The organism is Natronobacterium haloterrestre (assembly GCF_900112205.1).
GTDB classification, from domain to species: Archaea; Halobacteriota; Halobacteria; order Halobacteriales; family Natrialbaceae; genus Natronobacterium; species Natronobacterium haloterrestre.
Genome location: NZ_FOKW01000008.1, coordinates 101,791 through 115,685, shown reverse-complemented (window position 1 = coordinate 115,685; position 13,895 = coordinate 101,791). Strand labels below are relative to the sequence as shown.

Sequence of the window (13,895 nt, the reverse complement as noted above, 5' to 3'; positions counted from 1 at the left end):
TCACCGACCCCTCCGTTTGCCCTGATCGTCGTCCTGACCCAGGGCTTTCTTCAGGAACGACATCCAGCGTTTGCGATCCTGGGCCTGCTTTGCCTTCTGCTCGCGCTCGAGGTCGGTCGGCCCCAGGCTCTCCAGGGCGTTCAGTGCCCGGTCGATCCCGATGATGCTGCCGGCGAGTTCCTCGCCCCTCTCGCGGGAGATGTCGCCCTCCTCGATTTGCTCGAGGCGCTCGAGCCGTTCGCGTCGCAGGTTCTTCTTGGCCTGCTCGACGCGGTCGCGCTCCCCGGGCGGGACCGTGTCACGGCGCTTGATCTCGAAGACGAAGGTCCGGAGATCGATCTCCTCGCCCTGGACCTCGATGGTCTCCGGGATGTCCGCGCCGACGGTCGCGCCCTCGCGCTCGACGCGCTCGAGCAGTTGCTTGCGCTCGTACTCTTGCACGCCTCGATATGGGGTCCGGGGAGCCAAAAGTGTACAGTCCGTCGAGCGGTACCGGCGGGCCCGGCCGTCGGCGACGTCAGTGGTGCTTCGCGGCGTTCGATGCCTCGGCGGTCGTCGTCCTGGGTCCTGAGACGGAACCCCAAATCCCTTGACGACTCCCCCCTTACCTCAGCCCAATGGCCCAGTGCGACGTGTGTGGGAAAGACGACAATATGCCGTACAACTGTCGGCACTGCGGCGGCACCTACTGTGCCGACCATCGGCTCCCGGAGAACCACAACTGCTCCGGGCTCGAGAACTGGAACGACCCAAGCGGCGTCTTCGGGAGCGGCTTCGACGACAGCGTCCAGACTGGAAACAGCTCGAGGACGTCGAAATCGACGGCATCGAAGGCGCTCGATAAACTGCCGATCGACACGGGTCCCGGCGGTCCGCTGGCGTACTTCCGCGGGAACATGACGTATACCCTGCTGGCGCTGATGTGGGTCACGTTCCTGCTCCAGTGGGTCACGCTCCTGATCGGGGGTGCGGTCGTCCACCGAACGCTGTTCATCCTGGCGCCACAGAACCCCGAGTACGTCTGGACGTGGGTGACGTCCATCTTCGCCCACGATCCGGGCAACATCTTCCACATCGTCTTCAACAGCATCGTGATATTCTTCTTCGGCCCCATCGTCGAGCGCTACGTCGGGTCGAAGAAGTTCGCGATCCTGTTCGTCGTCAGCGGCGCGCTCGCCGGCCTCGCACAGACGGCGATCCAGATCACGCAGGGATACGCCTCGGTACCGGGCGTCGGCGGCGTCCTCGGCGCCAGCGGTGCCGCACTGGCGATCATGGGCGTCATCACGATCCTGAACCCGAACCTCCGGGTCTACCTGATGTTCATGATCCCGATGCCGCTCTGGGTGCTGACCGCCGGCATCGCCGTCGTCAGCGTCTTCTTCGTCGGGGTCGGCGGCGGCGGGAACATCGCCCACGCGGCCCACCTCGTCGGGCTGCTGGTCGGACTCGGCTACGGCGAGTACATCAAACGCACGAAAAACGTCCGTACGCCGAACCAGTTCCAGCTGGGCGGCGGGCCGGGCGGCCCCGGCGGACCGGGTGGGCCCGGCGGTCCCGGTGGCGGTCGCCGCCGCTTCTGACCCGTCGGTATCGGACCGGTCGCCGCTCGCCAGTCGCCGCTTACCGCTCGCTCGTTCGTTCACTCGTTCGTTCGCTCGATCGCAACCCGACCACTGATTTTTCCGCGCCGCCAACGCTGCCCCTATGAGCACACCCCGTTCCGACCTCGCACCCGAACCCGGCCTCTCCCGCGAGGAGATGGAACGCCTCCAGCGGGAGATCGCCGACGCCGCCGTCTTCGAGGACGACTTCCCGTTCGATCCGGCCACGATAACGAACCCGCTCGAGGCCAGCGCGAACGCCGCCGCGTCGGACCTCGAGACCCCGGAGGCCGCCGACCGATCGCAACCCCCGATCGTCGCCGGCGTCGACCAGTCGTTTCTCGACGACGACCGGGCGCTTTCAGCCGTCGTCGCGACTCGCGCCGGCGAGGTGATCGAACGCGTCCACGCCGTGACGCCCCTCGAGATCCCCTACGTTCCCGGGCTACTCGCGTTCCGCGAGGGCGGGCCGATCCTGGCGGCGCTCGAGGAACTGTCGGTCTCCCCCGACATCCTGCTGTTCGACGGCAGCGGCCGCATCCACTTCCGGCAGGCCGGCATCGCCACCCACATCGGCGTCGTCCGGGACGTGCCGAGCGTCGGCGTCGCGAAGAGCCTGCTGTGCGGGGAGCCGGTCGAGGACACGGAGAACCTTCCGGCCGGAACGCGGGTGCCCATCGAGGCCGACTCGAGCGTCGACGCGCCCGACGGGACGCTGCTGGGGTATGCTCTCCAGACCCGCCAGTACGACTCGCCGGACCGCTACATCAACCCCCTGTACGTCAGTCCCGGCCACCGTGTCGGACCGGAGACGGCCGCCGACGTGGTCGAGGCGCTGGCCACGAGCTACAAACTGCCCGAACCCGTACGGCTGGCCGACAGCTACGCCGAGGAGGCCAAGTCACTCGTCGAACCGGAAACCGATCACGAGAACTGACGGTACGCTCTGCGCGACAAACCGTCGATACTTAGGTATCGTCTCACGAACGGATCGCACATGGCTACCGCTGACGACGAGGGCACCGACGGAGCCGCCGATTCCGTCGGCGACGATCCGGAGGGTACGACGGCGACGACCGACTCCGACGACCGCTACACCCGGAAACAGTCCGTCCTGATCACCGGCTGCTCTTCGGGGATCGGCCGTGCGACTGCCGAAGCGTTCCTCGAGTCGAACTGGCAGGTGTTCGCCACGGCCCGCAACCCGGCCGACATCGAGGACCTCGAGGACGCCGGCTGTACGACGCTCGAACTCGACGTCACCGACCCGGACCAGGTCGCGCGGGCCGTCGAGCGCACGGTCGAGATCGGGGGCGCGATCGACTGCGTCGTGAACAACGCCGGCTACGCCCAGATGGGGCCGCTCGAGGACGTCCCGACGGCCGATCTCCACCGGCAGTTCGACGTCAACGTCTACGGCCCCCACCGGCTCGTCCGCGCTGCCCTGCCACACATGCGCGCCCAGGGCGCGGGCCGGATCATCAACGTCTCGAGCGTCGCCGGACGTATCTCCCTGCCCGGGTCCGGCGCGTACTCGGGCTCGAAGTTCGCCCTCGAGGCGATGAGCGACTCCCTGCGGGCGGAAGTCGAGGAGTTCGGGGTCGACGTGGTCGTCGTCGAGCCCGGTCCGGTCGAGACCAACTTCACGAATCGCGTCGACGAGGAGTTGCCCGAATCGGAGCGGACCCCGGCCTACGAGACCCTGTACGAGTTGTACGACGAGATGCAGTTGATCGGCGGCGGCACGGGCGGCCCGTTCGCGTCGGAACCCGAAGACGTCGCGGAGGCGATCCTGACGGCGAGCACGACGCCGGATCCGCCGGCCCGCTATCCGGTCGGGCCGCTCGCACAGTACGGCGTCTACGCCCAGTACCTGCCGGATCGCCTGCGCGACGCCGGCTACGCGCTGCTTCGCAAACTCGTCTGACGGATGCCGCTATCCGGGCCGGTACTGGTCCGTCGCCCCGTTTCCAGCCGGAACGAGCGTCCCCTCTACCGATCCGCGACCCCCACCAGGTGATCGTTTCGACCGAGAATGGTTCCGCTCCGGCGACGCCATCCCGGACCGTTCGGGCCTTCTTGACGCCGTTTTCCCCTCTGAATCGCCGTTTTCTCCCGCTCGAGACTGCGCCCCCGGTGGTGCCTAGAACCACCTAGAGCCGGATTTTATACAGTCTCTGATGGGCGTTCCCGCATGACTCTGGAAACCGTGTCGCGGTATAACCCGGCTCGCGTCTCCGAAAGCGATGAACACGCGGTGGTAATCGGAGGGAGTATGGCGGGACTGCTGACGGCCCGCGTTCTGGCAGACGGGTTCGAAGCGGTCACGATCATCGAGCGTGACTCGCTATCCGACCAGCTTCGGACGCGCAAGGGGGTCCCACAAGCCGATCACCCTCACGCCCTGCTGGAGGCTGGCCGGGCCACGCTCGAGGACCTGTTTCCGGGATACGGCGAGGATCTCATTTCGGCCGGCGGGTTAGTGATCGACGCATTGACTGATTTTCGACACTACGAGAACGGAGACTTCCTCGCCGACGGGTCGACACGATTACCCATGTACGCTGCCAGTCGTCCGCTGTTCGAGTTGATCACCCGGCGGCGTCTTTCCGATCTCGACGGGATCCACATCCGGTCGAACTGCCAGTGGCTAGACTATCTCGTCGACGACGCAACGACGAGCGTCGACGGCGTCGTCGTCCGTACCGACGATGGCACCCGGGAGGAAATCGCCGCTGACCTGACCGTCGATGCAACCGGCCGGACGAGTCGGACCCCCACCTGGTTAGAGGAGCACGGGTACGAGGCCCCTTCCGTCGAGGAGGTGCGTATCGATATTGCCTACAGCACGGCCCTTTTCGAGCGACCACCGGACGACCGGCGGACGTTCTTCGTGCCAGCCTCCGCGCCGCGCACGCGCGGTGGCGCAGTGTTCCCGGTGGAAGCGGATCGCTGGCTGGTGAACATGCACGGCGTCCATGGTGATCATCCACCGACGGATTTCGAAGGGTTCGCCGAGTTCGCGGGAACCCTCCCCGTCCCCGACCTGAAACGACTCGTAGACACCCAGCCGTGGATCGGCGAGGAGATCGATCACTACCCCTTCCCGTCCAACAGACGGTACCGCTACGCGAAACTCGATCGGTTTCCGAGCGGGCTGGTCGTCATCGGGGACGCAATCACCAGCTTCAATCCGATCTACGGCCAGGGTATGTCGGTCGCCGCCCTGGAGGCCCTCGTACTCCATCACGTGCTGGCGGCAGGCGACCGTACGAATATCGCACTCCCGTTCTTCGAACGGGCCGAAGAAGTCATCGACATCGCGTGGAATATGGCCGTGGGGTCCGACTTCGGGTTTCCGCAAACCACGGGGCCGAAACCCCGGGGGACCGATTTCTTCAACCGATATCTGTCCCGGCTGACCAGCAAAGCACACACCGACGCCGGGTTGCGGGAAGCCTTCTACCGCGTCATCACGATGGAGGTGCCCCCGACCACGCTCCTGCGGCCCGGCATCGTCTGGCGGGTGTTCAAACCCAGCCCTTCGGACATCGGTACGGGATTTCGTTCTCGCTCGCAAAGACAGTCGAAGAGAACATCATAGAGGACAGGGAGTGTCCGCCGCATAGTCGCTCTCTATTCAACACGACACTGAAACCGGTCCGTACTCGAGAATCTCAATAGAGCCAGTGATTCCGACAGCGACGGCCAGGACATCGATGCCGTAGACGAGACCGGCCACGTGCGGCGACGCGCCGTCAGTCGCCGGCGACAGGCTCGCTCGAGCCGCCATCGGGGCTGAGGCTCGCGTTCGCGTTCGCGTTCGCGTTCGACCGTTCGTCCGCGGTCGAATCGGCGACGGTCAGATGGCCGCCGGTACACTGCCGAACCAGCCCGCGTCGCTGCAACTCGAGACACCGCCGTTCGATCGTCGCCGGGTGGACCCCGAGTCCGTCGGCGAGCTCGGGGATCGTCGTCGGCTCGGTGTCCGCAATCGTCTCCAGAAGCGTCCTGTCGTCCGGACTGGACCGGTTCGGTTCCGGCTCCGGTTCCGTGGGGTGGTCGTCGGTCGCCATCAGGTGTGAGACGTATTGGCGCGTTCCGGTATCAATCGGCGTCGCCGTTCTCAGTTACTGGGAGTGGTGGTGCGGTTCTCCGATACCGGTACGGGCAGGAGGTCAAATGACGGTATTTTATGTATGCTCCGACCTCCAAAACGGCGGGAAAGGAGCGAGGTCGCTATCCGGCCGCGCTGTCCGAAACCGGCTCCTGTTCGTCGACGCGATCCTCGTCGATGTACTTCTCCTTCCAGGTCCCGCGGGCGAACCAGGTCGCGCCGACGATCGCGCCGAGGACGTTGCCGACGGCCATGCCGACCCAGATCCCGGTTTCGCCCCAGCCCAGGATGAATACGAGGGTGAAGACGGTTCCGACGCGCCCGACCCACAGCGTGATGATCGAGATGACCATCGCGGTCTTCGTGTTGCCAGCCCCGCGGAACGCCCCGAGCATCACCTGCGAGACGCCGATGAACGCGAACTCGACCGACCGAATCCGGACGTACTCGACCCCGAGCGCGATCGTCTCGGGTGCGTCGGGGACGTCCCCGAGGAACGCGCTGACGATCGGTTCCGTGAACGCCACGGCGATCACGGCGACCAGCAGCATGACGCCGGCGCCCGTCGAGGCGGCGAGCCACGCCGACCGGGCGGCCCGGTCCGCCCGATCCGCCCCGAGGTTCTGTCCGACCATCGTGTCGATCGCGCGTCCCAGCCCCATCGCCGGCAGGAAGACCAGCGAGATCAGCCGGTTGCCCAGCCCGTAGGCCGAGACGACCGGGGGCGAGAACGTGACGACGATCGCCGTCAGGGCGATCATCGCCAGCGCGCTCGTGCTCTGTTCGACCATGCTCGGCGTTCCCAGTCGGACGATGTCCTCGATGAACCCGAAGTCGGGCCGGAGGTGTGCGAGGTCGACCGTGGGCCCCAGTCCGGTCCCGAACAGCAGCCAGAGGCCGATTCCGGTCCCGACTCCGCGAGCGAGGACCGTCGCGAGGGCGGCACCCTCGATTCCCAGCCCCGTAAAGCCGACCGCGGCGAACAGACTCTCCTCGAGGGCGGTCAACCCGAGCCACGCGAACAGGGGGTTGTCCTGGAACCCGAAGATGAAGATCGGGTCGAGAACGACGTTGACGGCGACGGAGACGACCATCACCAGCATCGGCGTCCGCGTGTCGCCGTATCCCCGCATCAGCGACGAGAAGATGAAGAACCCGAACATCAGCGGGAGGCCGAGGAAGATGACCTCCATGTAGTCCGCCGCCAGTGGAATGACGCTCGCGGAAGTCTCCGGATCGCTGGGCAGGAGTTCGAGCGCCGGCCGCGTGTAGAAGTAGCCGGCGATGCCGAGCAGGATCGAGAGGCCGCCGACGAACGAGACGGTCTGGCCGGCGACCAGACCCGCCGACCGGTCGCCGGTCGCGCCGGTATACTGGGCGACGAGGATGGCTCCGGCGGTAGTGAACCCGCCGGCGACGGCGATCAGCAGGAAGATCAGCGGGAACGCGAGACTGATCGCCCCGACGGCCTCCGCCGAGAGCCGCCCCAGATACAGCGTGTCGACGACGTTGTAGGTGACCTGGAGCAACTGGATGACGACGATCGGCCAGGCCAGGTGAAAGAGCGGCTTCACGAGGCTCCCGCGGGTGATCGAACTCCCGCCGGGAACCGACTTCATGTCGGGATTCGCTTTCGACCCTTCGTCGGGAGCGCCGTCGCTGGGCGTCCCCTCCTCGGCGGACTCGTCGTCCGCGAGGGGGTCCTCGTCGGGGCCGGAAGGTGGTTGCTCTGGACTCATCTCTCACTCTACGGCGTCGGTCCGACGACGTCCGCCGACAGGAAATCCGTGGCACGAACGATCACTGCCAGCAACTGCGTCCTATCGGGGACCGGTCGCGCCTGCTGACTAAGTAGTCAGTTACGGGCGGTAAAGCTCTTTCGAAACGAAGGTCCGCCCCGAGCCGGGCGGGAGGTGACGAGCGGCCGCGACTACCGGAGACAGGCCGCCACGACCTCGAGCATGTCCTCGCCGCGGACCTCCTCGGCGAACAGGGGGACGCGTTTGACGTCGGTGCCCCGGAACAGGTCCTGGGCTTCGGCCAGCGCGGACTGCTGAACGTCCCAGCGTCGCTGACAGAACTCGCAGTCGTCCAGGTTGGGCTGGAGGAACTCGGCACCCTGCACGTCGTCGGTGACGTCCGACAGCGGTTCCATGACCCGGTTGACGACGACGGTTCCGACCGGGATCGAGAACTCCTCGAGTTGCTCGCGCAGCCGTTTGGACTCGAAAACGCTCATCTCCTCGGGGATCAGGACGATCCGGAAGTCCGTCCGCGTCGGATCCTGCAGCGCCGCGCGGAGCCGTTCGATCCGTTCACGGAGGACCTGCAGGTCCTCGAGGTCGGCCGACTCCTCGGGCTCCGGCTCCGGCTGTTCGCCCCCGAACATCCCCTTCATGTTCTCGAACACGCCGCCGATCCGCTGGCGGAACTGGAGGATGCGCCCGACCATCGTGTCCATGATCTCGGGCAACTCGAGCAGGCGGAGAGTGTGCCCGGTCGGGGCCGTGTCGACGACGACCCGGTCGAACCGATCGTCGTCCATGTACTCGAGCAGGAGTTGCATCGCGGCGGCCTCGTCCGCGCCGGGCATGGAGCCGCCGAACAGCGCGTCCATCGGGGAGTCGTCGCCGAACATTTCGCCGAGGCCGCCGAGGGGGCCGCCGCCGGACCCCAGTCCCGGTCCCGACTCCGCTCCGTCGCCGCCCACGAACGCCGCCTCGCCGCGTTCGATCGCTGCTTCGGGGTCGATCTCGGCCCCGTAGAGCGGGACGTCGTCCCGGAGACGCGCGGGTTCGGCGGGGACGTCCGTCTCGAACGTGTCCGACAGGGAGTGTGCGGGGTCCGTCGAGACGACGAGGGTGCGAACGCCCGAGCGGGCGCTGTCAAGCGCCGTCGCGGCCGCCATCGTCGTCTTCCCGACGCCGCCCTTGCCGCCGTAGAGGACGTAGTCGGGGCCGTCGATCGGCTCGTCGGAGGGCTCGACGTCGATCGTTTCCCGCTCGTCGCCGACCGACTCGGTCGGCGTCACTTCGATGGTGTTGTCGTCCGAGCCCGCGTCCACATCGGTTCCGGTATCCCCCTCCTCGTCGACCGGCTCGACGTCGATTCCGCTCATACCACCTCGTTTCCGGGCCGCACACGAGTATTCGTCGGTCTCGAGTCACTCGCGAAGACGGACGGGACGACGCCCCGAACGTTCACGGGATCCGACCCCTCCGAACGTATACGCCGGTCGCCGACGTGGATCGGGACGGAGACATGACGACGGATTCCCACCCACCGCGGGACTCGGCCGACTGGGACAATCCCGACTGCTGTCCGTTCTGCGGGGCGACGCTCCCCGACGGAGGCGGTGGATTCATGGACCACGTCGACGAGACGTCGGTCTGTAACGAACGCTTCCGAGACTGGCTCGAGCGGGTTCGAGAGGACATGGAGGGCGAGTGGGGCGGGTAGCGACCCGCCCGGATCGGCTCACTCGAAGTACGCCGCCAGCCTGTCGGCCGCCTCCTCGACCCGCGGGGTGACCAGGGCAAAGCGGATCCAGTCCGACCGGGAGTCGCCGAACGCGGTGCCCGGCATCCCCGCGACGCCGGCCTCGTCGATCAACTCGAAGACGTTCTCGAGGGTCCCGGGGTAGTCCTCGAAGCGAGCCATCACGTAGAACGCACCCTCGGGTTCGGTGTAGGACGCTCCCGCGGCATCCAGGGCGTCAGTAAAGGCGTCGACGCGTTCCCGGAGCAGGTCGCGGTTCCGCTCGTAGTAGTCGGGGTCGGTCTCGCGCAGCGCCTGCAGGACGGCGTACTGGGAGGGGCGGCTGCCGGCCACGTTGACGAGCATGTGCCGGCTCTTGGCGTTCTCGACCAGTTCCGGCGGGAATATCGCGTAACCGACACGGAATCCGGTGATCGCCAGCGACTTCGAGAAGGCGTTGGTGACGATCCGGTGGTCCGACTCGACCTCGAGCGCGCTCGAGAAGTTCCCCGCGAGGTCGAAGTGGTCGTACACCTCGTCGCTGACCAGGACGGCGTCGTACTCCTCGGCGATGGCGACGAGTTCCCGAACCGTCTCCTCGGGGTAGACCGCGCCTGTCGGGTTGTTCGGCGAGTTGGCGACGATCGCGGCGGTGTCCTCGCTTGCGGCCTCGCGGACGGCCGCGGGATCGAGTTGACCGTTTTCGGCGGTCGAGACGTAGGTCTGGGTCCCCCCGAGCATCGTCGTCTTGCCGGGGTAGTAGGGGTAGACGGGATCGGCGAGAACGATCTCGTCGCCGCGGTCGCGCTCTAACGCGCGGGCCATCGCGAGGTAGTTGGCCTCGCCGGCCCCGTTCGTGACGACGACCTGTTCGGCGTCCACGCCCCGTCGCGCGGCGATCTCCTCGCGGAGTTCGTGCAGGCCCGGGCTGGGCGGGTACTGGAACGCGTCGGGCTCGAGGTCGGCGTACTCACGGAGCCCGTCGCGAAGCGATTCTGGCGGCTCCCAGTCGGGGTTGCCACTGACCATGTCGATGACGTCTCCCTCGGCCTGCGAGGCGTACTCCATCACGCGGAAGAAAAGCGGCGTCTCGTACTCCATGGGGGAGTCTGGGGGCCGGTCCTACGTCGGTCTTTCCGTTCTCGATCCCGTTCTCGTTCCCGTTCCCGTTCCCGTTCCCGTTCCCATCGCCTCGAGTCCGCGGTCTCTCCTGCAGTCCACGCTTTGACAACGATCCGGCCCGTTCGCTCGCGTATGAACGACGACATCGATCGGGAACTCCCGATGGACGTCGCGGACGCCCTCCGAGAGACCGACGGAACGGTCGCCGTGGCCGAATCCTGTACGGGTGGACTGATCGGCGCGGCACTCACCGCCGTCCCCGGCGCGAGCGACTACTTCCACTCGGGGTCGACCACCTACGCCTACGACGCCAAGCGCCGCCGACTGGGCGTCAGCCGCGAGGCACTCGACGAACACGGGGCCGTCTCCGAACCCGTCGCCCGTCAGATGGCTCGCGGGGTCCGCGACGTCGCGGACGTCACCTGGGGCGTCTCCACCACGGGAATCGCCGGCCCGACGGGCGGCACCGAGGAGAACCCCGTCGGCACGGTCTACATCGGCGTCGCCTACGCCGGCCCGTGGGGAAGCGAGTCCTCCTACGCGACCGTTTCCCGCTACGAGTTCGACGGCGACCGCGCCGCGGTCCGCGCGAAGACGGTCGACCGCGCGCTCGAGGAACTGCTCGCGGAACTCGAGCGGGTTCGATCGACGGAGGCAGACGGCGCGGACGACTGACGCTGGCCGCTACGTGGTCGGGACGTTCCGTCGAGAGCGTCGAGACCGCTGGGCAGTCGGGCCGTCGGGTACTCGAGGCCTCTCTCACCCTCATTCTCACCCTCGCCCGACCTTCCCTCGAGAGGAAAACTATTCGGAACTCGACTCTCCAGTAGCGGATAATGAACAAGCGAGGCCACGTTCTCAACGCCGTGCTCCTCAGTCTCGGGCTGGGGTATCTCCTCGAACCCGCCGGGAACCTCGAGACGTTCCGAACGATCGTCATGATCGGGGTGCCCGTCACGCTCGGCGCGCTGGTCCCCGACGTCGACACCGCCTTCGGCAAGCACCGCAAGACGCTGCACAACCTCCCGCTGCTGGTCGGGTTCGTCGTCTTCCCGGAACTGTTCGGCAACCTCGAGTACGTCTGGATCGGCGTGCTCACCCACTACGTACTCGACGTCGCGGGGAGCAAACGCGGCATCGCGCTGTTCTACCCGGTCTGGAAGAAGGAGTTCGGGCTGCCGCTTGGCGTCCCGGTCAGCAGCAGTCGCTCGGACCTGATGACGGTGTTCGTGACGGCGCTTGAACTCGCCATCGCCGCGCTCGTCGTCTACGACGTTCCGCAGTACGGGGTCCAGATGGCTCGACAATCGGTCGGACTGTAGCGTCGGGCCGTCGCTCGTTTCTCGATCCGTGGCCGCGTTCTCGAGGCGATCTCGAGGCGATCTCGAGGGAGCGGTACCGATCTCCCCGGGGTGTCCAGCGAGGCTCCCGCGGAGCGCGGCGAAGATTCGTCATCGGCGACTCGAGAAGCGGGTCGGGACGAAGACGGCCGCGGCCGTCGCGAGGCCCGCGGCGCCGCCCGCGGCGTACGCCGACGAAAGCACGACCAGCGCGAGCGCCGCGAGCAGCGGGAGCAACGCCAGCGCGGCGAGCCCCCCTCTGACGGCGGCGGGCCGGGACTTCAGCGCCGATCGACGGGTCGAACGCGGCTCCGCGCCCAGGTGGCGCTCGAGCGCGACGAGTTGCCACCCGCCGAACGCGCCGAGGGCGGCCCCCAGCACGGCAAAGCCCTCGACCGCGGTGTCGGTGCCGAGGGTCGCGAGGAAGAATCCCCCGAAGACGACGGCCAGGCCGAACGAGACCGTCGCGCCGTCGACCGGCAGGCGGCGCACGAGGAGCCACGTTCCCGCGAGCAGAGTCAGGCCGACGGCGGCGCCGACGACGACGTCGATCACGTAGTGGACGCCGAGGGCGACGCGGGTGAACGAGACCGTCGCGACGACCGCCGCGGCCGCGCCGAACCGCGTTCGGGCCGTTCCGACAGGCAGGAGCGCCGCCAGGCCGACGTAGACGATCGTCGCGTTGACGGCGTGCCCACTGGGGAAGCCGTAGCCGGTCGCGAAGGCGGTCGCCTCGTAGAGGGGCTGGACGACCGGCGGCAGGAGTTCAGTCTCGAGCAGCGGCCGGTCCGGTCGCGGGAACCCGAACAGTTCCTTGAGCCCGTTGTAGAAGCCGATGCCCGAGAGCCAGACCCCCGCGAGCGTGGCGACGTCGTCGCGGTTCGGCACGCCGAACCAGTAGAGGGCGGCGAAGACCGTCGCGAGAAACCAGATATCGCCCAGTTGCGTGAGTAAAGCGAGGACCACGGCTCCCCACTCGGGGAGGTACTGCTGGACTAGCTCGACTCCGCCGATACCGCGGGACATGCGAGCGGATACGAAGCCGGAGACAAAAAGCCGCCCGTAATTTCGCCGTCAGGCTAGTCGCGGTTCCGGTTCGGAACCCACTCGTCGCAGGCGTCCATGTCGTCCATCGCGGTCTCGTGGCGGGTACAGTAGGGGACCATGCCGGAGGACGACCGCGCGTACTCGAAGTGGCGGCAGTTGCCACAGTAGCGGTCGGCCGGTTCGGCCTCCGATGCGGAACCGGGGGAGCCGACGATTTCCGCGCCGCCCGCACCGTCGTCGATCGGCGAGGTGATATCGGCGGCGGCCGATCCCCCGTCGCTCGTGGCCGGGCCGGCGGCGTCGGCGATCGGTCCCCCAGAACCGGTTCCGGCTCCGGGAGTTCCACCGACCGAACCGGCGTTTCCGGACTCGGCGTCCGTGTCCGTGTTCGTCTGGGTCTCGACGTCGCCGTCCGGGGTCGAGCCGAGGAAGCCGACCCCGCCCAGGCCGCCGCTCTCCTCGCTCTCGTCGACCTCGAGGACCGTCTTGTTCTTCCGGGTGACGTTCATCTCGAGCATTCCGCCGGGATCGTTGCGCGTCTTGAAGTTGACGACGGCGGTGAACAGACACCAGACGGCCGTAAAGAGTCCGAGAAGGTAGATCGCGGAGACCTCGAGTGTGAGCTGGTCGCTGCCGTAGCGCCAGTTTTCGGGGTAGGCGTACCAGAAGAGGCTGACCCCGAGCAGGCAGAGGCTGGCGCTGATCGCGGCCGCGGCCCGGACCCGCGGGCCGGCCGGCAGGACGATGAAGACGCCGACGAGCGCGGCCGGGACGCCCAGCCCCGCCAGGACGCCGGCGACCTGGACGACGACGAACTGGTCGGCCATCCCCCAGTCGACGACGCCGATCGCGAGGCCGGCGAACAGATCGGTCGTCGCCACGAGGACGGCGACGATCGCAAGCGCCGCCCCCAGCAGAACGAGCGCCGTGCCCGCGTACAGCCGCCGGAGGCTCGTCACCTCTCGTTCGGTCCCCTCGTAGACCTCCGTCAGGCTTGTCATACCCGGTCCGTTCGACCTCCCGTCACAAAACGGTACGTCAGACACACCTCGAGAGTCGGAGAGGTGACGCGGGCTCGAGGGCGACTGTCGGTCGGTGGGCTGTCCGGAGCGGGCATCCGATCCACGCGGTCGTGGCCGGGGCTGTCGTCATCCGGTGTGGGAACAGTGTGCGAAGGTTTATACTGGT

General features: G+C 67.4%; 14 protein-coding genes. 7 read left to right on the top strand and 7 right to left on the bottom strand.

What is annotated here, in order from left to right; genetic code table 11:
* Positions 1–441 carry a DUF5788 family protein gene (locus tag BM113_RS15475; RefSeq protein ID WP_089788952.1) on the bottom strand — a complete coding sequence of 147 codons (441 nt, stop codon included), beginning with the start codon at positions 439–441 and terminating at the stop codon, positions 1–3.
* Positions 442–617: 176 nt separating this feature from the next.
* Between BM113_RS15475 and BM113_RS15470 the strand changes: the two genes are divergently transcribed.
* The 4 genes from BM113_RS15470 (at position 618) to BM113_RS15455 (ending at position 5,208) form a co-directional block, all read left to right on the top strand.
* Positions 618–1,583 (top strand): rhomboid family intramembrane serine protease, encoded by a 966-nt coding sequence (locus BM113_RS15470; RefSeq protein ID WP_089788951.1) that lies wholly within the window; start codon positions 618–620, stop codon positions 1,581–1,583.
* A gap of 124 nt (positions 1,584–1,707) precedes the next feature.
* Entirely contained in the window at positions 1,708–2,541 is an 834-nt protein-coding gene (locus BM113_RS15465) for an endonuclease V (RefSeq protein ID WP_089788950.1), read from the top strand.
* 60 nt (positions 2,542–2,601) lie between these two features.
* On the top strand, positions 2,602–3,531 hold the full coding sequence (locus tag BM113_RS15460; protein ID WP_089788949.1) for an SDR family oxidoreductase: 930 nt from the start codon (positions 2,602–2,604) through the stop codon (positions 3,529–3,531).
* Between the two features lie 348 nt (positions 3,532–3,879).
* Positions 3,880–5,208 (top strand): FAD-dependent oxidoreductase, encoded by a 1,329-nt coding sequence (locus BM113_RS15455; protein WP_089788948.1) that lies wholly within the window; start codon positions 3,880–3,882, stop codon positions 5,206–5,208.
* A 154-nt stretch (positions 5,209–5,362) separates the two neighbouring features.
* On the opposite strand, the gene BM113_RS15450 is transcribed toward BM113_RS15455, so the two are convergent.
* From BM113_RS15450 to BM113_RS15440, 3 genes are all read right to left on the bottom strand, one after another.
* A complete protein-coding gene (locus BM113_RS15450; RefSeq protein ID WP_089788947.1) occupies positions 5,363–5,680 on the bottom strand; it encodes a helix-turn-helix domain-containing protein in 318 nt (105 codons plus the stop codon).
* A 163-nt stretch (positions 5,681–5,843) separates the two neighbouring features.
* On the bottom strand, positions 5,844–7,460 hold the full coding sequence (locus BM113_RS15445; protein ID WP_089788946.1) for an MATE family efflux transporter: 1,617 nt from the start codon (positions 7,458–7,460) through the stop codon (positions 5,844–5,846).
* A gap of 191 nt (positions 7,461–7,651) precedes the next feature.
* Entirely contained in the window at positions 7,652–8,839 is a 1,188-nt protein-coding gene (locus tag BM113_RS15440) for an ArsA family ATPase (protein ID WP_089788945.1), read from the bottom strand.
* 143 nt (positions 8,840–8,982) lie between these two features.
* On the opposite strand from BM113_RS15440, the gene BM113_RS15435 reads away from it, so the two are divergent.
* The gene (locus BM113_RS15435) at positions 8,983–9,180 is read left to right on the top strand and encodes a DUF7501 family protein (protein WP_245758074.1); all 198 of its coding nucleotides are present in this window, start codon (positions 8,983–8,985) and stop codon (positions 9,178–9,180) included.
* An 18-nt stretch (positions 9,181–9,198) separates the two neighbouring features.
* Here the strand turns inward: BM113_RS15435 and BM113_RS15430 are convergent, their stop codons facing one another.
* Positions 9,199–10,299, bottom strand: a complete 1,101-nt coding sequence (locus BM113_RS15430) for a pyridoxal phosphate-dependent aminotransferase (protein ID WP_089788943.1) — start codon at positions 10,297–10,299, stop codon at positions 9,199–9,201.
* Positions 10,300–10,452: 153 nt separating this feature from the next.
* Between BM113_RS15430 and BM113_RS15425 the strand changes: the two genes are divergently transcribed.
* Positions 10,453–10,995: a CinA family protein gene (locus tag BM113_RS15425; RefSeq protein WP_089788942.1), complete on the top strand. Its 543-nt coding sequence runs from the start codon at positions 10,453–10,455 to the stop codon at positions 10,993–10,995.
* Between the two features lie 161 nt (positions 10,996–11,156).
* Positions 11,157–11,642, top strand: coding sequence for a metal-dependent hydrolase (locus BM113_RS15420; RefSeq protein ID WP_089788941.1), 486 nt, complete (start codon positions 11,157–11,159; stop codon positions 11,640–11,642).
* Between the two features lie 129 nt (positions 11,643–11,771).
* Here the strand turns inward: BM113_RS15420 and BM113_RS15415 are convergent, their stop codons facing one another.
* Complete coding sequence (locus tag BM113_RS15415) at positions 11,772–12,686, bottom strand: phosphatase PAP2 family protein (protein ID WP_089788940.1); 915 nt, start codon at positions 12,684–12,686, stop codon at positions 11,772–11,774.
* Between the two features lie 53 nt (positions 12,687–12,739).
* Complete coding sequence (locus BM113_RS15410) at positions 12,740–13,708, bottom strand: cell division protein CdpA domain-containing protein (protein WP_089788939.1); 969 nt, start codon at positions 13,706–13,708, stop codon at positions 12,740–12,742.
* Positions 13,709–13,895: the final 187 nt, after the last annotated feature.